Source organism: Dyella sp., from assembly GCF_036384435.1.
In the GTDB taxonomy this organism is placed as follows: Bacteria; Pseudomonadota; Gammaproteobacteria; order Xanthomonadales; family Rhodanobacteraceae; genus GSA-30.
The window spans coordinates 1-20049 of sequence record NZ_DASVMI010000031.1 but is presented as its reverse complement, the minus strand read 5'-3'; the positions used below and the strand labels follow the sequence as shown (position 1 = coordinate 20049).

15 protein-coding genes are annotated in these 20049 nt (G+C 62.5%); 9 read left to right on the top strand and 6 right to left on the bottom strand.

Going from position 1 to position 20049, the window contains the following annotated elements:
- Positions 1–59: 59 nt before the first annotated feature.
- The 5 genes from VF436_RS03005 (at position 60) to VF436_RS02985 (ending at position 5886) form a co-directional block, all read left to right on the top strand.
- On the top strand, positions 60–1313 hold the full coding sequence (locus tag VF436_RS03005) for a D-alanyl-D-alanine carboxypeptidase family protein (RefSeq protein ID WP_330902498.1): 1254 nt from the start codon (positions 60–62) through the stop codon (positions 1311–1313).
- Between the two features lie 159 nt (positions 1314–1472).
- Positions 1473–1766: a DUF493 family protein gene (locus tag VF436_RS03000; protein WP_330902497.1), complete on the top strand. Its 294-nt coding sequence runs from the start codon at positions 1473–1475 to the stop codon at positions 1764–1766.
- 129 nt (positions 1767–1895) lie between these two features.
- A complete protein-coding gene (gene lipB, locus VF436_RS02995) occupies positions 1896–2576 on the top strand; it encodes a lipoyl(octanoyl) transferase LipB (protein ID WP_330902496.1) in 681 nt (226 codons plus the stop codon).
- Positions 2577–2586: 10 nt separating this feature from the next.
- Positions 2587–3591: a lipoyl synthase gene (gene lipA / locus VF436_RS02990; RefSeq protein WP_330902495.1), complete on the top strand. Its 1005-nt coding sequence runs from the start codon at positions 2587–2589 to the stop codon at positions 3589–3591.
- A gap of 12 nt (positions 3592–3603) precedes the next feature.
- Positions 3604–5886, top strand: a complete 2283-nt coding sequence (locus VF436_RS02985) for a carboxy terminal-processing peptidase (protein ID WP_330902494.1) — start codon at positions 3604–3606, stop codon at positions 5884–5886.
- Positions 5887–6059: 173 nt separating this feature from the next.
- Here the strand turns inward: VF436_RS02985 and VF436_RS02980 are convergent, their stop codons facing one another.
- From VF436_RS02980 to VF436_RS02955, 6 genes are all read right to left on the bottom strand, one after another.
- Entirely contained in the window at positions 6060–7793 is a 1734-nt protein-coding gene (locus VF436_RS02980; protein ID WP_330902493.1) for a M1 family metallopeptidase, read from the bottom strand.
- A 96-nt stretch (positions 7794–7889) separates the two neighbouring features.
- The gene (locus VF436_RS02975) at positions 7890–9485 is read right to left on the bottom strand and encodes a flavin monoamine oxidase family protein (RefSeq protein ID WP_330902492.1); all 1596 of its coding nucleotides are present in this window, start codon (positions 9483–9485) and stop codon (positions 7890–7892) included.
- Positions 9486–9684: 199 nt separating this feature from the next.
- Positions 9685–11064, bottom strand: a complete 1380-nt coding sequence (locus tag VF436_RS02970) for a leucyl aminopeptidase family protein (protein ID WP_330902491.1) — start codon at positions 11062–11064, stop codon at positions 9685–9687.
- Between the two features lie 185 nt (positions 11065–11249).
- Positions 11250–11936 carry an HAD family hydrolase gene (locus tag VF436_RS02965; RefSeq protein WP_330902490.1) on the bottom strand — a complete coding sequence of 229 codons (687 nt, stop codon included), beginning with the start codon at positions 11934–11936 and terminating at the stop codon, positions 11250–11252.
- Between the two features lie 8 nt (positions 11937–11944).
- Complete coding sequence (locus tag VF436_RS02960; RefSeq protein WP_330902489.1) at positions 11945–13384, bottom strand: LysM peptidoglycan-binding domain-containing protein; 1440 nt, start codon at positions 13382–13384, stop codon at positions 11945–11947.
- Between the two features lie 309 nt (positions 13385–13693).
- Complete coding sequence (locus tag VF436_RS02955) at positions 13694–15064, bottom strand: Do family serine endopeptidase (protein WP_330902488.1); 1371 nt, start codon at positions 15062–15064, stop codon at positions 13694–13696.
- A gap of 358 nt (positions 15065–15422) precedes the next feature.
- Between VF436_RS02955 and VF436_RS02950 the strand changes: the two genes are divergently transcribed.
- The 4 genes from VF436_RS02950 to VF436_RS02935 all read left to right on the top strand — a co-directional run bounded on the left by VF436_RS02950 (position 15423) and on the right by VF436_RS02935 (position 19903).
- Positions 15423–17570, top strand: coding sequence for an adenosylcobalamin-dependent ribonucleoside-diphosphate reductase (locus VF436_RS02950; protein ID WP_330902487.1), 2148 nt, complete (start codon positions 15423–15425; stop codon positions 17568–17570).
- A gap of 121 nt (positions 17571–17691) precedes the next feature.
- Positions 17692–18198 carry a hypothetical protein gene (locus VF436_RS02945; protein ID WP_330902486.1) on the top strand — a complete coding sequence of 169 codons (507 nt, stop codon included), beginning with the start codon at positions 17692–17694 and terminating at the stop codon, positions 18196–18198.
- Positions 18199–18392: 194 nt separating this feature from the next.
- On the top strand, positions 18393–19133 hold the full coding sequence (locus VF436_RS02940) for an NrdJb (protein WP_330902485.1): 741 nt from the start codon (positions 18393–18395) through the stop codon (positions 19131–19133).
- Between the two features lie 524 nt (positions 19134–19657).
- Entirely contained in the window at positions 19658–19903 is a 246-nt protein-coding gene (locus VF436_RS02935) for an XAC0095 family protein (RefSeq protein ID WP_330902484.1), read from the top strand.
- The last annotated feature ends 146 nt before the right edge of the window (positions 19904–20049 follow it).

The following is a 20049-nucleotide window of genomic DNA, read 5'->3' as shown; positions in this document are numbered from 1 at the left end:
GGCACCCTCGTGTGTTTTTCCAGTTTTCCAGACAGTTTTCCAGGATTCAGAGATCTAAGATGAGCCTTCTGCGCCGTACCTTGTCCTCGCTTGCCGTCGCCGCCCTGGTCGTCGGCACCGCCTTCGCCCAGCAGGCTGCCACGCCGACCCCCTCGCCGCAGGTGCCGCATCCTTCGCCGGTGCCGCGACCGGTGATGCCCGAGGCGCCGGTGCCCCCGCCGCCGGATGTGGAGGGCAAGAGCTGGGTGTTGATGGACTACGCCACCGGCCAGGTGCTGGCGTCGAAAGACCCCGATACGCGTGTCGAGCCGGCCTCGATCACCAAGGTCATGACTGACTATGTCGTCTCGGCCGAGATCGCCAACGGCAAGGTGCACATGGATGACAAGGTCACCATCAGCGAGAACGCATGGCGCGGTGGTGGCGCAGGTACGGATGGCTCCACCAGCTTTTTGCAGGTCAACAGCCAGGTGCCGCTCAAGGATCTGCTATACGGCATGATCATCCAGTCCGGCAATGACGCCGCCATCGCCCTGGCCGAGCACACCGCCGGCTCCGAAGGCGCATTCGCCAACCTGATGAATGCCTATGCCAAGCAGATTGGCATGGTGAACTCCAACTTCGAGAACGCGTCCGGCTACCCGATCGCCAACCACTACACCACGGCCCGCGATATCGCCTTGCTGTCGCGCGCGCTGATCCATGACTTCCCCGAGGATTACGCGATCTCGGCGGTCAAGGACTTCGAGTGGAATGGCATCAAGCAGCACAACCGCAACCTGCTGCTGTGGCGCGATCCCAGCGTCGATGGCATCAAGACCGGTCACACCGCCGCGGCCGGTTTCTGCCTGGCTGCCTCGGCCAAGCAGGGCGATGCCCGCATGATTGCCATCGTGATGGGCGCCGGCAGCGAAAAGGGCCGCGCCGACGCAGCGATGGCCCTGCTCAACTACGGATTCCGTTTCTACGAAACGCACAAGCTCTACGATGCCAACAAGCCGCTGGCCACGCCCAAGCTGTGGAAGGGCAAGGACAACGAGCTGCCGATCGGTGTCACCGACAACGTGCTGGTGACTGTCAAACGGGGCGATTACGACAAGCTCAAGGCCGAGATGGATATTCCCTCGACTCTGATCGCGCCGTTCACCAAGGGTCAGCAGATCGGCACGCTGCGTGTCACTCTCGACGGTCAGCCGGTGCAGAACGTACCGCTCGTGGCTCTGGCCGATGCGCCGCAGGGCGGTTTCTTCTCGCGCCTGTGGGACAGCATCATGCTGTGGTTCCACAGTGACAAGAAGCCCGAGACCAAGTAAGAAGCCAGCTTTCGCATCACCCGACGGCCACCCGTGGAACTGGCGGGCGCGCGGCATCCTCATGTCCATCCCGGTACACTGAGTATCCGCGCGCCATCCATCGATCCCGGGTGGCCGCCTGCTACCTGCCAGTAGCGAATCCACCAGGAGGTTTGCGCCATGCGCGATATCAACGTCGAAGACCTGCGCGCCGAGGGCGGCAAGGGTTTCGAATTCCCCGGCGAACACGACATCACGGCCATCGGCAATGCCAGTGCCGAGCTGACGGTCAAGGTGCCGGAAATCCTCATCCGCGTCGGCGTGCGTGTGGATCATGAAACCGTCCGCTATCGCGCCACCGATAAAGGCAACTACGCTTCCGTCACCGTCAGCGCCTTCTATGAGACCCGCGAGCAGTACGAAGCGGCCCGCAAGGCGTTGCATGATGATGCGGACATCAAGACGACTCTTTGAGGGACTCGGGACTCGGGACTCGGGACTCGGGACTCGGGACTCGGGACTCGGGACTCGACGTTTGAAACGCTTGCGCTCTGATGTTTCCCCCCCACATGTGAACGATCAACCCAAAGTCATCTTTCAGCCATGCCTTCCGAGTCCCGTCTCCCCATAAAGATCCGCCGCCTGGGCCGTCAGCCCTACGAGGCGACCTGGAACGCCATGAAAGCGTTCACAGATGCGCGAGATGGCAGCACGATCGACGAATTTTGGCTGCTTGAGCACGACCCCGTGTTTACCCTGGGTCAGGCCGGCAAAATGGAACACGTGCTGATGCCAGGGGATATCCCGGTGGTCCCTGTGGATCGGGGAGGGCAGGTGACCTATCACGGGCCGGGGCAGATCGTGGGTTATCCGCTGATCGACTTGCGCCGGGCCGGCGTGGGCGTGCGCGAGCTGGTCGACCGGATCGAGCAGGCCCTGATCGACACCATGGGCCACTGGAACATCATCGCCGAACGCGTGGAGGGCGCCCCGGGTGTCTATGTCGGCGGGGCCAAGGTCGGGGCGCTGGGCCTGCGCGTGCGGCGCGGCTGCAGCTTCCATGGGCTGGCCTTCAACGTGAACATGGACCTGGAGCCCTTCCATCGCATCAACCCTTGTGGCTACAAGGGTTTGGCGGTCACACAGGTGTTAGACTTGGGCGGTCCCTCGCAGCTGGCAGATGTCGAAGACGTGCTGATCGGTGAATTTTGCCGCCAGTTTGGCTTCGATGCCGAGCCGGCCGCCCCCGTTCTTCCTGAACTACCCGCTCGCGTAGCGGTCTGAGCTTGCCTACATGAGCGATATGTCCCCCTCCAAAGCCATTCCCATCAGCGTCGTCTCCGCAGCGCCGGCGGTCGAGAAGCAACTGGGCAATGACAAGATCGCGCTCAACCGGGCCGGCTTCGACACCACCACGCCGACCTTGCGCAAGCCCAGCTGGATTCGCGTGCGCCTGCCGCAGGGCAATGCCGTGCAGCAGCTTAAGGCGCGCCTGCGCGAAAACTCGCTGGTGACGGTGTGCGAGGAAGCCTCCTGCCCGAATATCCATGAATGCTTCAGCAAGGGCACTGCCACCTTCATGATCCTGGGCGAGGTGTGCACGCGCCGCTGCTCGTTCTGTGACGTGGCCCATGGCCGCCCGGCCGCCCCCGATCCGCTGGAGCCGGCACGCCTGGCCGAGACCATCCGCGATATGCGCCTGCGCTACGTGGTGATCACCTCGGTTGACCGCGACGATCTGCGCGACGGGGGTGCCGAACATTTCGCCGCCTGTATCCGTGCGGTGCGCCACGCCAGCCCAACGATCAAGATCGAGATCCTCACGCCCGATTTCCGCGGCAAGGGCCGCATGGAGCGTGCGCTGGAGGTCCTGAAGGATTTCCCGCCGGATGTCTTCAACCACAACCTGGAAACCGTACCGCACCTGTATCGCGAAGTCCGTCCAGGTGCCGACTACCAGTGGTCACTGGACCTCCTCAAGCGCTTCAAGGTGCAGCATCCGGACGTGCCGACCAAGTCCGGCATCATGCTGGGCCTGGGCGAAACGATGGAACAGGTGCTGGAAACCATGCGCGATTTACGCGCGCATGACGTGGACATGATCACCATCGGCCAGTACCTGCAACCGACGCCGCATCATCATCCGGTGGTGCGTTACTGGACGCCGGAAGAATTCGAAGCACTGCGCGAAGCGGGCGAAGCGATGGGCTTTGGCCACGTCGCTTCCGGTCCGCTTGTGCGATCGTCCTATCACGCCGACTTGCAAGCCCACGCAGCCGGTGTCACCGAGCACGCCTAACCAAGAGGCCTCATGAAATTTCGCCGCACTTCGCTTGCTCTTCTCCTCGCCCTCACCCTCACGGGTAGCCTTGGTCTGCACGCGCAAGCGGCGGCGGATGTCGCCGACGGGGCTTCCCAACAGCCACGCAAGCAGTCGACGCTGCCCTTGCAGCCCACGCCGACCGAGGCACAGGCAGCGCAGCTGTCGGCGCGCTTCCTGACACGCTTTCACTACGACGCCAAGCCGCTCGACGATGCGATGTCGGCCAAGATCTACAAGGCCTATTTCGATGCGTTGGACGCCGAGAAGGTGTTCTTCACGCAGGAGGACATGGCCAAGTTCGCGCCGCTGAAGAGTCAGTTCGACGATGCCATCTGGAACAAAGACCTCTCCGGTCCGTTCTCGGTGTTCAACCTGTACGTGCAGCGCGCCGTCGATCGCATGACCTTTGCGCGCGGCCTGCTCAAGCAGGGCTTCGACCTGAGCAAGGACGAAAGCTATGCCTACGACCGCAAGAAGGCGGACTGGCCCAAGGACAAGGCCGAGCTCGACGACCTGTGGCGCAAGCGCACCAAGAACGACTGGCTGCGCCTGAAACTTGCAGGCAAGAACGACGACGATATTCGCAAGACGCTGGACAAGCGCTACGCAGGCTATATCGACCGCGTGCGCCAGCTCGATGGCGAAGACGCCTTCCAGACCTTCATGAACGCCTATGCCGAGTCCACCGATCCGCATACCGATTACCTCGGTCCGCGTGCGGCGGAGAACTTCGACATCTCGATGAAGCTGTCACTGGAAGGCATCGGTGCGGTGCTGCAACAGCGCGACGAATACATCACCATGCGCGAGATCGTGCCTGCCGGCCCGGTGGCCAAGTCGGGCAAGTTCCACGTGGGCGACCGTATCGTGGCGATTGGCCAGGGCACCAGTGGTCCCATGACCGACGTGATCGGTTGGCGCGTCGACGACGTGGTCAAGCAGTTACGTGGCAAGAAGGACACCACCGTGCGCGTAGAAGTGCTGCCCGCCGATGCCGGTGTGGATGGCAAGCACATCACCGTGGCCCTGGTGCGGCAGAAGGTCAGCATTGAAGAACAGGCCGCCAAGAGCCGCGTCATCGACATCAAGGATGGCGACGTCTCGCGCAAGATCGGCGTGATTGAATTGCCTACCTTCTATTCCGATTTCGGCGCGCGTCGCGAAGGCGACAAGAATTTCAAGAGCGCCACCCGCGACGTGGCCAAGCTGCTGGGCGAACTCAAAGCCCAAGGCGTCGAAGGCGTCATCATGGACCTGCGCAACAACGGCGGCGGTTCGCTGATCGAAGCCAATGAACTGACGGGCCTGTTCATCGACAAGGGTCCGGTGGTGCAGGTGCGCGATGCACGTGGTCAGGTCGATGTGCAGGGCGACGACACGCCCGGCATGTCGTGGAGCGGCCCGATGGCGGTGCTGGTCAACCGTGGTTCGGCGTCGGCGTCGGAGATCTTCTCCGCTGCCATCCAGGATTGGGGACGCGGCCTGATCATCGGTGAACCCACCTTCGGCAAGGGCACCGTGCAGAACCTGGTCGACCTGGACCGCTTTGCCTCCTCGTCCAGCGAGAAGCCACAGTTCGGCGAGCTGAAGATGACCATTGCCGAATTCTTCCGCATCAACGGCGGCTCGACCCAGCTCAAGGGTGTGACGCCGGATATCCAGTATCCGAAGAACGGCGACGAGAAGGATTTTGGCGAATCCACCTATGACAACGCGTTGCAGTGGACGCAGATTGCGCCGGCTGACTACAAGCCGGTAGCCGACTTGAAGGCCTACCTCGGTCCCTTGCAGGCCAAGCATGATGCGCGTACTGCCAAGTCACCGGCATGGAAGCTGATGCTCGACGAACTGGCCCAATACAAGGCCATGCGTGACAAGACCAGCATCTCGTTGAATTACAACCAGCGCGAAACCGAGCGCAAGCAGCTCGATGCCATACAGGCTGATTTCCGTGCCCGCCACAAGGCGATCGATGGTGGCACAGGCAACCCCGATGAAGACCAGCAGGATTCGCTCGATGACGGCCTCAATGCCAACGAGCGCAGCCTCAAATCCGAGTTGCAGGCCGAGAAGGATGCCAAGAAGGCCAAGGACCCGCAGTTGCAGGAAACGGCGCACATCCTCTTCGACGCCATCGGCATGATCAAGGCCGATCCCAAGCTGGCTGCTGAAGTGTTGCCTTATGGCGGCAAGGATAAGGCCTGGGAAACCACTGCGTCGGTAACCCCCGATAAGCCTGCTGCATCGGCGGCACCCGCTGCTGCGCACTGAGCGATCCCATCAGGGAGTCCGGGAAGGCCAACCGTTCGCGGTTGGCCTTTTTTTTACAGTGCTGTAAGAGCGACTTCATTCGCGATGCAAGTCGCGACGAGGTCGTGGCTTGACGCTTCAGAGCACCTGTCGGCGCCTGAATCGCCGATGGCTTTTCGCGACCGAAATCGCCCTTACGATGCCTTCTTACGCAGCATCTGTGCCTTCTGCCACGCCTGGTAGCCGGCCACGTGCGGCAGCTCGCGCAGCACCTTCGAGTGCGGGTCCACGATCAGCAGCGTGCCTTCAGGCGCATGTACCGAACCACGGCCGTTGGTCATGGGCAATACCTGCACGGTTTCGCCCACTTGTACTTCCACCGGCATCGGGAACGGCGCATGGTCGGCGATCTCCCAATGCAGGTTCACCGTGTCGCCGTCACGCTCCTGCACCAGCACGGGCAGCTTGGCCTCGTACAAGTAAACATGGAAGAACCATGTTAAATCCTTGCCGGTCACTTCATTGACGATCTTGATGTAATCGCCCGTCGTGGCGTAACGCGGCGAGAAATTGCCTGGCTTGGGGTCCGGGCGTCCATAGACCAGGCGGCGGATGCTGTCGAAGAATGCCTTGTCGCCGATCATGCCACGCAAGGTGTGCAGCATCAGCGAGCCCTTGTAATAGATATCGTTGCCTGGACCCTTGTCCGCGTCGTACACCTCATGCTCGAACTGGTTACGCCCGGCGACTACCGGGAACTTGTTCTGCACCTTGACGCGCTCGTCTTGCAACATTGCGAAATAGGGCATGTCGCCAGCCAGATACTGTCCGTACAACGGTTGCATATACGTGCCGAAGCCTTCATGCAGCCACATGTCATCCCAGTCGGCGTTAGTCACCTGGTTACCAAACCACTCATGCGAAAACTCGTGCTGCAACAGCCAGTCGAAACCGTATGGGCCTTTGGCGTAATGATTGCCGTAGGCATTGATGGTCTGGTGTTCCATGCCCAGATGCGGGGTTTCCACGACGCCCATCTTTTCGTCGCCGAACGGGTAGGGGCCGATCTGCTCCTCGAAGAACGACAGCATGGCGGGGAACTCCAGGAATAGTGCCTTGGCCTTGTCGTCGTCACCCTTAAGGTGCCAGTACTGCATCGGGATGATGTTGCCGTAGCGGCTCTTGTAGTTGGCTTGCAGCAGCTCGAACGGCCCCACGTTGATGGAGATCGCATAAGTGGTCGGATGCTTGGCGCGCCAGTGGTACGTGCGCTTGTCGCCATGTTCCTTGACGTCGATCAGCTTACCGTTGCCCGGCGCCACCAGCGGCTTGGGTACCGTGACGTACATGTCCACCAGGTCCGGCTTGCCCTGTGGATGATCGATGCATGGCCAGAACAGGTCGCAACCTTCGCCTTCCACCGCGCTTGCCACCCAGGGCTGTCCATCGGGTGTGTGCGACCAGACGAAACCACCGTCCCACGGCGCGCGCTTGGCTACGTGGGGCTTGCCGCCGTAACGGATATCCACGGTCACTTTGTGACCTTGTGCCAGCGGCTTGGGCAGATGGATGCTCAGGCGGCCTTCCGGATTGCTCCACGCCGAGGCGTCGAGCTTGCGCCCGTCGAGCGTGATTGTGCTGATCGGCAGGTTGTGATCGAGGTCGAGCAGCAAAGTATCTGTGCTGCTCTTGGCGCTGAAGGTCAGCCGCGCATCGCCATCGATGCTTTGTGTGGCCGGATCCACACCGATGTGCAGTTCGGCATGATCGAAATTCACCCGCTGCTGTTCGGCGGGCATCGTGCCGCCGGAGCGCATGGTTTGCTCGCTCAGCGGCGGCTGGGTCGCGGTGGTGTCGTCGGCCTGGGCCGTGCCGGCGCAAGCAAGTGCCATCGCCAGCAAGGAGCGCGTGAGTTGCCGGTTCGCCATAAACCACCTGATTGGTAAAACACGAAGAATGGCAGCTTGGAGACGGCTGCGGCATCGCCAAAAGTCATGCTCCTGCGCATGGCGGCAAGCGGTAGCTTACCCCGCCGCCAGACCGGCCATGGCCCGGGCGTGCAACTGACCGGCCATGTCCAGGGCCGAGGTGATGGCGCCCTCCTGCCAACCGGCAAGGTAGGACACATGTTCTCCTGCCAGGCCGATGCGGCCGGAAAAGTTGCTCATCGTTCGGTAGTGGCGGTCCCGCAGGTCGTCCGTCCAGGATGCCCAGCATCCCTGGGCGCCGGGCATGTTCTGCCAGGCCACCGTCACGCCATGCTCGAAGCTATCGAGGCCTTGGTCGTGCAATTGCGTTGCGTATCGTGCAGCGCTGGCAATACGCTGGCTCGGTGGCAAGGCGCCCAGCGTTTCGGCCTGTGCGCGCGAGGTGTAGGAGCCCAGCATGACGCCTTTGGCCGAGCCGAACCCGTGACTGGGGTAGGCGATGCTGCCATAGGCGCTATCGGTATAGGTGATGCCGCCATACATGCGGTCGTCTTCCTCCCAGAAACGACGCTTGAACTGCAAGCCTATCTTGCAGGATGCGGCATAGTCGACCGCGTTGATCGCCTGCCGCATGCTCGCATCCACGCGTATATCCAGTTGCCTGAGTACCGGCAACGGCAATGTGCAGATACACCGTGACGCCTCGCTGTCGCCGATATGGCCCGAAAGCGTGTCGCGCCAACGGACACGTACGCGTCGATGGTCTTGTTCGATCGTCATGACTTGCGCTCCGAACCGCAGCGAGCCAGGTGCGAGACGTTCGGCAAAAGCATGCGCAAGCCGATCAGCGCCCCCGGCGATCTGCATCATTGCCGGGTGGTAATCCACACGTTCTCCCGTACCCAATTGTCGCCAAAGTTGCGCGTTCAGCACGCTCTTCAATGAGCTCGGTGACGAATACGCCGGCGCTCCATGAAGACCGCCGCCCGGCCAGCGATCGTAGCCACGCCGGTCGCTGGTGAGTCGGTTTTTTGTGTAACGTCCGTCGGCATCGAGTGCGCCATATATCTGGAGCGACTCGAGCAGGGCTTCCAGGTCGTGGCTGTCGATCAGCTTGTCCAGGTGGCCGGATTCGGCCACCTTCGTAAGCAGTTCGCTGATGCCGCCCTGGAAATCCGCTCGCACGGTTCGAAAGCGCTCGCGACCGCCGGGCGCACTTTCACTTGCCAGCCAGGCGTTGTAGTTGGCTTGTACGAAAGGCTCCAGCACCACGCCGAAGCGGCGGCAATAATCGAGCAACGCGTGATGGTGGTAAGGCACTCGCATGGCGCCCGCATTGAAATACTGCCCTTCGTCGAATTGGCAGACTTGCGGTGGCGCTTGCCGCTCGCTCACGACGTCGCCGCGTCGCAATGTCAGCGTTCGTCCGCCCACCTTACTGCCGTATTCAAGCAAGCTGACCCGATAACCGGCTTGCTGGAGTTCAAACGCAGCGGTAAGGCCAGCAAGGCCTGTGCCCAAGATCAGGACATCACCGTGTCCGCCCCGCCAATCGGGCCGCTGGGTCCACGTAGAGGCGTGGGCGATGCCGAGCCCCGCCATGGCCTGGTACATGCCAGCGGCACCGGCGGTGGCGCCCACGGCGCGAAGAAATTGACGGCGCGTCATGGCGCCAGAGGAGTGCGTACCCACATGCGTTCCCTGATGTCGAGCGGCGCATTGTGTCGATCATGCGATTGATCTTATAGGGACGCTGGTCTGATATCAGATAGGGCTGTTCGTGTTGGCCTGTCGGATTTTTCAGGCGATTTATCACCGTTTCGCAGGGGGCTCGTCAGGCAAAGCTGGCGCCGAACATCGTTCGGCAGCCGAGACACCATGAGGTGAAAGCCTACCCGTTGAATCGTCCCTGCAAATAAGCAAACAGCGCACGCACGCCCATGGCTTCTCCGCCACGTGGGCGCCCCGGTCGATCGGCGTCATTCCAGGCATAGGTATCCAGATGCACCCAAGGCAGATCGTCCGGTACGAAGCGCTCCAGGTACAGCGCGGCGGTGATGGCGCCGGCATGTCGCGAGTTGCCGGAATTGGCGAAGTCGGCGATATAGGAATCGAGCATCCTGCGATAAGGACGCCACAGCGGCAGGCGCCACAGCGGATCGTGTACCGCGCGTCCGGCCGCCAGCACTTCATCGGCCAGCGCATCGCCGTTGGCGAACAGTGCCGGGAGATCCGGGCCAAGCGCCACGCGTGCCGCGCCGGTCAGTGTGGCGAAGTCGATCATCAGTTCCGGCTTTTGTTCCACGCCATAGGCCATCGCATCGCACAACACCAGGCGGCCTTCGGCGTCGGTGTTGTCAATCTCCACACTATGCCCGGCGCGAGTGGTGATCACCTCACCTGGACGCAGTGCGTTGCCCGATACGGCATTTTCCACGGCGGGCACCAGCAGGGTCAGCTGTACCGGCAGCTTGGCCTGCATGATCAGTCCGGCAAGCGCGATCGCGTGCGCCGCGCCGCCCATATCCTTTTTCATCCAGCGCATGCCATCGGAAGGCTTGAGGTCCAGGCCGCCGGTGTCGAAACACACGCCTTTGCCAACCACGACCAGCTTCGGATGCGAGGATTTGCCCCAGCTCAGCTCCACCAGGCGCGGTGCGCGATGGCTGGCGCGGCCCACGGCATGGATGGTGGGAAAGTTGGCCTTGAGCAATTCCTCACCCACCCACTCGCGTACCTTGGCCTTATGCACCTTGCCCAGTTGCTTGATGGCATCGGCCAGGTGCTTGGGCCCCATATCCTCGGTCGGTGTGTTGACCAAGTCGCGTACCAGGGAGGTCGCCTCGATCAATGGCTTGAGCGTCTTGAGCGCATGCCCATCGATGGCCAATTGCGCCGGTGCGCGCCTGGACTTGCGATAACGCGTGAACTCGTACGCGCCCAAGGCCCAGCCCATCGCCAACGTCGCGTGGTCGCCGATCACGCCTTCGGCAGCCAGGTGATAGATGCCCTCTGGCAACTGGCGCGACAGCCCGCCCAGCGCAACGAAGGCATCATCGGCATCCACGCCCACCAGCACGCGCACCAGCTTGCCCTGGGCATCGCCCAGCAACGCCGTGCTGCCAGGCTTGGCATCGAAGCCACCGTCGGCCAGCCACCGACGCTGCGCGGCGGTGAGGCGGCGGCGCGTGGCGCTGTAGTGCTGGGCATCGACCGTTTCGATGGCGATGCTGGCGCGGTCGTTGGGCTTGGCTTCGATCAGGGGTGACATGGACGGTTCCTTTCGATGGTACTCATCCGTCAATGATGCGCGCCTTTGAGGGAAAAGGGGATGGGAGGCGGGCTGCCGGGGCGCAAGTGCGCACGCAGACATCAAGCCTCAAGGTTGCGATGGACGCAGGCTGGACGCGGGGTTCATCGGGGCGCCCCGCGACCCGTTTCCCATCTCCACGCGCGTCAAGCCTCCAACCATGCCGCCAGCGCGGCCAGATCCGGCAGGTCCAGGTCGGGTGCGGTGCCCAGGGCTTGCGGCCACAGTGCGCGTTCGCGATTGATCCAGGCCGTGCGCAGGCCTGCTGCGCGGGCGCCGACCACATCGAGCTCGGCATCGTCGCCCACATGCAGGATGTTCTGCGGCGACACGTTCAGCAAGTCCGCGGCCGCGTGGAAGATGCGCTTGTCCGGCTTGGCTACGCCGGTGTCGCGCGCGCAGATATGAAAGGCGAAGTGCGCGCGAATACCCACCAGTTCCAGGTCGGCGTTGCCATTGGTGAGGCTGGCCACCGGATAGCGCCGCGCAATGCGTTCGAGCGCGGGTAGGGCATCGGGATACAGTTCCACGCGATTGCGCGCGGTGAAGTAGACATCCCATAGAGCTTGTAGCGGCACGTCATCCAGACCGCATGCAGCGAAGGCGCGCTGCATGGTGATGTGGCGCTGCGTAGTGAAATCGTGTGCCAGGTCGGCGCGCTCGATGGCGACCTGGGCACGCAACTCGCGCATCGCCGGAATCGGCCAGCGACGAGCCACATCGGGGTGGTGCTGGTGCAGGTAGGCATCCAGGTCGCGATCGGCCTGCTCAAGGGCCGGCATCACCGGCCACAGGGTATCGTCAAGGTCGACGGTGAGCGCGAGGATCTCCACCGCGACGCTCAGCGCGCGCTGACCTTCAGTACCTGGCCGACATGTACGCTGTTGTCCTTGATGTGGTTCCAGGCGCGCAGCTGATCCACTTCCACCGAATGCTTCTTGGCGATCGAGTAGAGCGTCTCGCCCTGGTTCACCTTGTACGTGCGCGCGTGGGGAGCGACGTTCTTCTCGGCCTTGGCTGGCTTGGCCTCGGCCACCTTGCTCGGTGCGGCCTTGGCCTTGTCGGCTTTTTTGTCCGTCTTGGCGGGTGCTTCCATCGCCACCTTGGCCGGCTTGCCGCGAGTGAAATACACCTCGCTGCTGACCTTGACGAAGTCCGGGCCACGCGCGGCCTTGTCGGCGATGGTGATCGCATCGCCGTGGATGCCCTTCAGGCTCGGCGGTGCGGTGGACACCGACGTGCCGGTGACATCGGCGAACTCACCCTTCTCGGCAGCAGCGGCAGCGCCCTTCTTGCCCTTGGCGGCCGCGGTGGCCGCCGGCGTGCCCGTCTTGGCGGCGGCCACCGCGGTGGCACCGGATGTCGCCAGCGGCTGCTCGCTGCCGGCGCTGGCACGTGCACCCACTTCGGCCAGGATCTTGGCACGACGCGAACTGTCCAGCGAAGCTAGCGCGGCGCCCTCGGCATATGGCACCAGGCCATGCGCGCGCAGCAAGGCACTGCCCTTGTCGCCCTGCACGAAGTCGATGAATTCCTTCACATCAGCCGCCTTCGGGTTGGCGTTGTTGCTCACCAGGTACAGTGGGGTGAACAGCGGATAGCTGCCGCTGGAAATGGTCGAGGCATTCGGTGCGACGCCATCGATGCTCAATACCTTGATCTTGGGGTTGCCACGCACGTTGGCCAGCGTCGTCGCGCCGAAGGCCTTCGGATCCAGCGTCACGGCTTCCTCGAGCTTGCTGGTGTTCACGTACAGACGCGGCGCGGCCACCGGCTGGTTGCCGCGACCGAACATCAGGCGGCGCAGGCTATATTCCACGCCGTCGCCGGGGCTTGCCACTGCGTAGGCATCGATCGGCTCATCGCGGCCCCCCAGGTCTTTCCAGTTGGTGATCTTGCCGTAGTACACGTCGTGCAGCTGTTGCAGCGTGATCGAGCTGACCGGGTTGGCCGGCGAGGTGATGATTACCAGCGCATCCCAGGCTACCGGGGTGAAGGCCAGATCACCTTCCGCGCCGCCGGCGCTACCACGTGCCGCGCCAGCGAGGTCGGCCGTGCCCTTGGACACCGCATCCAGGCCCGACGCCGTATTGAACGTCTGCACTTCGATCTTGCCCTTGCCGCTTTTCTCCCAGGCCTTGGCGACATCCGTCACCACGCCGCGTGCGGTGGTCACGTCGCCGCGCCACACCAGGGTCGGGCCCGCGGCGGCAAATGCCACCGTCGCGGCGCTGGCACCCATCAGGGCGAGGGAAAACATTCGGGCAAGACGAAGAGACATGTGCTGCGGAACCCCGGGGTCATGGAGAGAGATAGTTGAGCGCCGCCATCCAGGGCCGCAAACCATCCAAAGAATCGCGGTATTTCAGCCGGCCGTGGGCAAAACATCAAGCGGCGATTAGGTTTGCGTTTACGTTGGTGAAGTGGACAGGCGAGGGGAGAGTTGTGAGAAGTTAGGGGTTGAGATAGCCGGAGCCCGCGCATTGTCGCCGTTTTATGTGGCTTGCGGCGGCCAGAGCCTCGTTTGAGGCCAGCCTTGATCCATCAGAACACGCGCGCCTCTCACCCTCTCCACTCGCTGCTTGAGCTGTTACAACACCTGCACGTAACGAACGCCCTCGTCCCCCGCCACCACCAGCAACAACTGGCGTGGATTGACGCCCGACAGGCGTTGCAGGGTCGCCAGGTTGGTGATGCGTAGGTTGCCGATGCCGATCAGTACGTCGCCGGCTTTCAGGCCGCTGCGCTCGGCGCGGCTGCCCTTGGCGACGGCGGAGATCGAAATGCCAGCCACGCCCTGGTTGCGCAGGTTCTGTGGGAGATCGCTAAAGGTCACGCCAGCCAGACGCGCATCGAGCCTGGCGCCGTCGAGCGTCGCCAGCTTCTCCGGCGTCAGCTTCAAGGTGACATCACGCGAGGTGCCGTTGCGTGTGATGGTGAGCTTCACGGAACTGCCTACCGGCAGCAGGCCTTCGGCGTTGCGCAGTTCCTGTGGGTTCTTCAGCGGCTTGCCATCGATCGCGGTGATCACGTCGCCGGTCTGCACGTCGGCCTGTTCGGCCACCGAGCCGTTGCCCACGCGCGTGACCACCACGCCGTTGTTGTTCTTGAGCCCCAGCACTTGTGCGATGCGTGGCGTGATGTCCTGGGTGTCGATGCCCAACGTACCCCGGCTGACCTTGCCATGCTCGATCAACTGCTGCATCACCTCGCGGCTCAGGTTGGTGGGAATGGCGAAGCCGATGCCCACATTGCCGCCCGAAGGGGAGAGGATCATCGTGTTGATGCCCACCAGCTCGCCGCGCAGGTTCACCAGTGCGCCACCGGAATTGCCTGGATTGATCGAGGCATCGGTCTGGATGAAGTTCTGGTAGCCGGTATTGGAAAGCCCCGTGCGTTGCAGTGCCGAGACGATGCCCGAGGTCACCGTCTGGCCCAGGCCGAACGGATCGCCCACGGCGACCACGAAGTCGCCCACGCGCAGTTTGTCCGAGTCGGCCAGCGGCAGGGCTTGCAGGTTGGTGCCCTTGATCTGCACCACGGCCACGTCGGTCGCCGGATCGGTGCCGATCAGCGTGCCCTTGAAATTGCGTCCGTCCTGCAGGGTGATGGTGATGTCATCGGCGCCGCCCACCACATGGTTGTTGGTCAGCACATAGCCCTTGGCCGCATCCACGATCACGCCAGAGCCCAGGCTCTGCTCCACGCGTTCGCGCGCACCGCCATTGAGGCCGAAGAACTGCCGCAGCATGGGGTCGTCGAAGAACGGGTCGCGCACCTTCACCCGCGTCTTGGTCGAGATGTTCACCACCGCCGGGGTCACCTTCTCCAGCATCGGTGCCAGCGATGGCAGCGGTTGCCCGTCCACGCTTGGTGGCAGTGAGGCATGACTAGCCAGCGGCAGGGCAGCGCCCAGGATGGCGGTGAGCACAATGGCGAGGCGGCGATGACGCGCGTGCATCGAGAATCTCCCTGAGAAAAGGCCTATGAATTGAAGCGTAAACATAGCTTCGACTTTCATGGCCGCGTTCGGTTCCGTTGCCGTGTCCGTGATGTCCATCAAAAACGCTTTACATCGGACCAGTCCGAGGGTAAGTTTCACATCCGTCCGCAACCACAACATATTGTGTGCCGACGTCAGCCAATTCCCCAGCACTGGTGTCACACTTCACCAGCCTGCCAGGGGGACCTCCACGGATGAGAGAGGGGCTGGCGCTCTCGGGATTTCTCGATCGCCGGGAGGGGTCCGGTGCGATGTGCAGGGCGGCTCAGCCGATCAAAAACAACGGTAAAAGTCATACCGAGAGGTCAGGAAGCCGATGAGCACCTTGCGTGCACAAGCCATGGTCCGTGATGCATCCGCGATTCCGCTGCAACCGGCATCGCAGGATATCTGGGACAAGAAGTACCGCCTCAAGGCGAAGTCCGGCGCACCCGTCGACGGCAATGTCGACGAAACCTACCAGCGCGTGGCCCGCGCCCTTTCGGGTGTGGAAGCCACGCCTGAATTGCGCGAGCACTGGAACGAACGGTTTCTGTGGGCGTTGCGTCGTGGCGCCATTCCCGCCGGACGCATCACCTCCAACGCGGGCGCGCTGGAGCACAAGCCGGCCACATCCACCATCAACTGCACTGTGTCAGGCACCATTCGCGATTCCATGGATGACATCCTGGAGAAGGTGCACGAAGCAGGGCTCACTTTGAAGGCCGGGTGCGGCATCGGCTACGAATTCTCTACGCTGCGTCCGCGCGGCGCGTATGTATCCGGTGCCGGCGCCTACACCAGTGGCCCGCTGTCCTTCATGGATATCTACGACAAAATGTGTTTCACCGTGTCGTCCGCTGGCGGACGCCGCGGTGCGCAGATGGGCACGTTCGATGTCAGTCATCCGGATGTGAAGGAATTCATCCGCGCCAAGCGCGAGGATGGTCGCCTGCGCCAGTTCAACCTCAGCTTGCTGATCACCGACGGCTTCATGCAGGCGGTGGAGCACGACCAGGACTGGCCGCTGGTCTTCCCGGTGCACGTCAAGGAACAGGACGAAGTCGACCTGGCCGACGCCGGCACCGTGGTGTGGCGCGAATGGCCGACCCACGAGAACTACGTGGTGCGCGATGACGGCCTGGTGGCCTGCAAGATCTACGGCCACATCCGCGCGCGGCATCTGTGGGACATGATCATGGTGTCCACGTACGACTTCGCCGAGCCGGGTTTCATCCTGATCGACAAGGTCAACGAGATGAACAACAACTGGTGGTGCGAGCACATTCGTGCCACCAACCCCTGTGGCGAGCAGCCGCTGCCGCCCTACGGCTCGTGCCTGCTCGGCTCGGTCAACCTGACCACCTTCGTGCGCGATCCATTCGGTCCCAAGGCGCGTTTCGACTGGGATGAATACCGCGAGGTGGTGAAGGTCTTCACCCGCATGCTCGACAACGTGGTGGAGATCAATGGCCTGCCGCTGGAGCAGCAGCGCAACGAAATCCTCTCCAAGCGCCGTCATGGCATGGGCTTCCTCGGCCTGGGCTCCACGCTGACCATGCTCAAGATGCGCTACGGCAGCGGCGAGGCAGTGTCATTTACCGAAGACGTCTCGCGCGAAATGGCCGTGGCCGGATGGGAAGTGGCGCTGGACCTGGCCAAGGAAAAAGGAGCCGCCCCGATCCTGCTGCGTGACTTCACCGTCACCGGCGACATGCTGCGCAAGCGTCCGGAAATGGTCGCCGACGGCTACAAGGTCGGCGACACCATCCCCGGTCGTGTGCTGCACGCGCGCTACAGCCGCTACATGCAGCGCGTGGCCAGCGTGGCGCCGCACCTGGTCCAAGCCCTGGCCGAAACCGGCGCGCGCTTCACCCACCACAGCTCGATCGCTCCCACCGGCACCATCTCGCTGTCGCTGGCCAACAACGCCAGCAACGGCATCGAGCCCAGTTTCGCCCATCACTACTCGCGCAACGTGATCCGTGAGGGCCGCAAGACCAAGGAAAAAGTCGAGGTCTACAGCTACGAACTGCTTGCCTACCGCGCCCTGATCAACGCGCAAGCCATGCCGTTCTCCGACGATCCGCAGGCCAAGCTGCCGGAATACTTCGTCGCCGCTGACGATATCTCGCCCAAGGAGCACGTCGACATCCAGGCAGCTGCGCAGCTGTGGGTCGATTCGTCGATCTCCAAGACAGCGAACGTGCCGACCGACTACCCTTACGAAGACTTCAAGGACATCTACTTCTACGCCTATAAGCAGGGACTCAAGGGCTGTACGACCTTCCGATTCAACCCCGCCGCGTTCCAAGGTGTGCTGGTCAAGGAGGCCGATCTTGAGAGCACCCTCTACCGCTTCGAATTGGAGGACGGTAGTGTTGTCGAACTGAAAGGCAACGAAGAAGTAGAGTACGACGGAGAAATGCACACCGCCGCCAATCTGTTCGATGCCTTGAAGGAAGGCTATTACGGCAAGTTCTGATGATGCGGGGAGCCTGACCGCCCATCGAGAAAGCCGCGCTAGCCGAGCGTAGAGTTACGGTTTACAAGCACTGAAAAAACCCGTCGGAGGGGAACACATGTCAATTGATCTGGATTTCGAAGTGAACGATAGCAACAGCACCACCACGGACGCCCCAGCGGTCGAGTCGACCCCGGCACCGAAGAAGGCCCGCGCCAAGCGTGCCGCCAAGAAGGCCGCTCCGGCCAAGAAGGCAGCCGCGAAGAAGGCCACCAAGAAGACGGCTAAGAAGGCAGCCAAGAAGGCTGTTGCCAAGAAGTCGACGGCCAAGAAGGCCGCCGGTGCCAAGAAGGCCACCAAGAAGGTGGCAAAGAAGGCAACGAAGAAGGTTGCAGCCAAGAAGGCCGTGAAGAAGGCGGTCAAGAAGGCAGCCAAGAAAGCCGGTGCAGCCAAGAAGGCGGTGAAGAAGACCGTCCGCAAGGCAGCCGCAAAGAAGGTCAGCAGCAAGAAGACGGCCCGCAAGGTCGTCGCCAAGAAGGCGGCGAAGTCCGCCAGCAAGAAGACCGCTCGCAAGGCGGTCAAGAGGTCCACTGCCAGCAAGAAGACGGCACGCAAGGCCACCAAGAAGGCCGCTCGCCGTAGCAAGTAAGCCGTAACACGGGGCGGGCCCGGCCAGTCAAGCCGGGCCCTGCCTTTTTCAAGCGACACCTGCCGACCGCGCGTCCGTCTTCGCAAGTTGCTCAGCGCATCGCCTCGCGCGTCATACCGGCCACGCCGGGCAGTTCCCAGCACACCGCAGCCAGCTTGGCCTGGCTCACAAGCCAAGCATCAGGACAAAGCGTCATGGCGATCAAGATCGAAAAGAAGATCAAGGGCTACAACGTCGTCAAGCCCGAGGACAAGGCCGCCGCACCCGCGCCGGTTGTCGCCAAGAAAGACGAGGCCCCCAAGGCCGAAGTCATCCAGATGCACGAGAGTCTGGAGCGTCCCGAGACGCTGGTCGGCTCCACCTACAAGATCAAGTCGCCGCTGTTCGAACATGCGTTGTACGTCACCGTCAACGACATCGTGCTCAACGCCGGCACCCCGCACGAACAGCGCCGTCCCTTCGAGATCTTCATCAACTCGAAGAACATGGACCACTTCCAGTGGATCGTTGCGCTTACCCGCATCATCTCCGCCGTGTTCCGCAAGGGCGGCGACGTCACCTTTCTGGTTGAAGAGATGAAGGCCGTCTTTGATCCGCGTGGCGGCTACTTCAAGGCTGGCGGCATCTACATGCCCAGCATCGTCGCCGAGATCGGCGCGGTCATCGAGCAGCACATGAAGATGATCGGCCTGATCCAGGACCCGGACATGGACGAATCCACCAAGCGCCTGATTGCCGAAAAGCGCGCCGCCTATGAGGCCGCCGCCAACCCGACCCCCAAGGCCGCCGCCACTGCCGCTGAAAGCCAGCCGGCTACCGAATCCACCGGCTTTCCGCCGGGTGCCACGCTTTGCGCCAAGTGCAATACCCAGGCGCTGGTGCTGATGGATGGGTGCCAGACGTGCTTGAATTGCGGGTATTCGAAGTGCGGGTAGAAAAATTCGCGATTGAGCTGCCCGGATGCGGCGGTATGCAAAAGCGCCAGCACGGTGCGCAAAAAGCGCTGGTACCAGCCTCGATGCCCCTCCGATTCTGAGTAGAGCAACGATTCGGAATCCAATCCCTCAACCGATAGAGATTGGCTATGAAGAAGCATGTTGCCGAAGAACAGATCATCGGCCTCCTGCATGCCCTGCCGCTGGGCATCGCGCCGCCTTCGGCAAGTTGCCCTGACTAGAGCAGTGAAGCAAGTGCTTGACTGCACTGGCCTGCCTGCTCACACTCTCTGCCACGGAGAGTAGAAGCTCCTCACGAAGCGGTACCCATCAACGACAGGTGGGTTGGTGTCCCAAGACACTCCTCCGATGCGAACTCGCGTCGGGAGGGCGGCAGCCATAGAACACCCGCAAGGGAAAAACTGCCCGCCGACTTCGTGCGGTTTCTACCCTCCCGACACCTCGCGGCGGCGCGTAGAAACGTCTCCGTGGGGCGTGTTTCTCACGCGAAGGAGACGTAAGCCATGGCGGCCACAGCCCAACCCCGCGCCCTTTTGGGCCAGAGTCAACCTCGATACCAGCTATCGGAAATCGAGCATGCCTTGCTGCGACAGACCTGCGACGAACTACAACTGCTGGCTGATTTGTGCAGTCCCTTGACGCAAGGGGCTCGCCTGATCGTTCCTGCGAGCGCCTTGTCGTACCAGTACTCGCGTCTGGCCAGCCAACTTACGGATGTACTGGATAGCTGCCAGCCGCAGCTCGAATAGGGAGGTGTTCACACGGTAAGACCGCGCAGCCCGCCCGGTTTGCCAGGTGGGCTGCTTTCGCGTGCCTGCGTCCAGCCCCAGCGCGCGTTACCTCGTGGGGGCGAGTTCAGTCGCGAGGCAATCTGCGATCCAGTCGTAGATTGGGG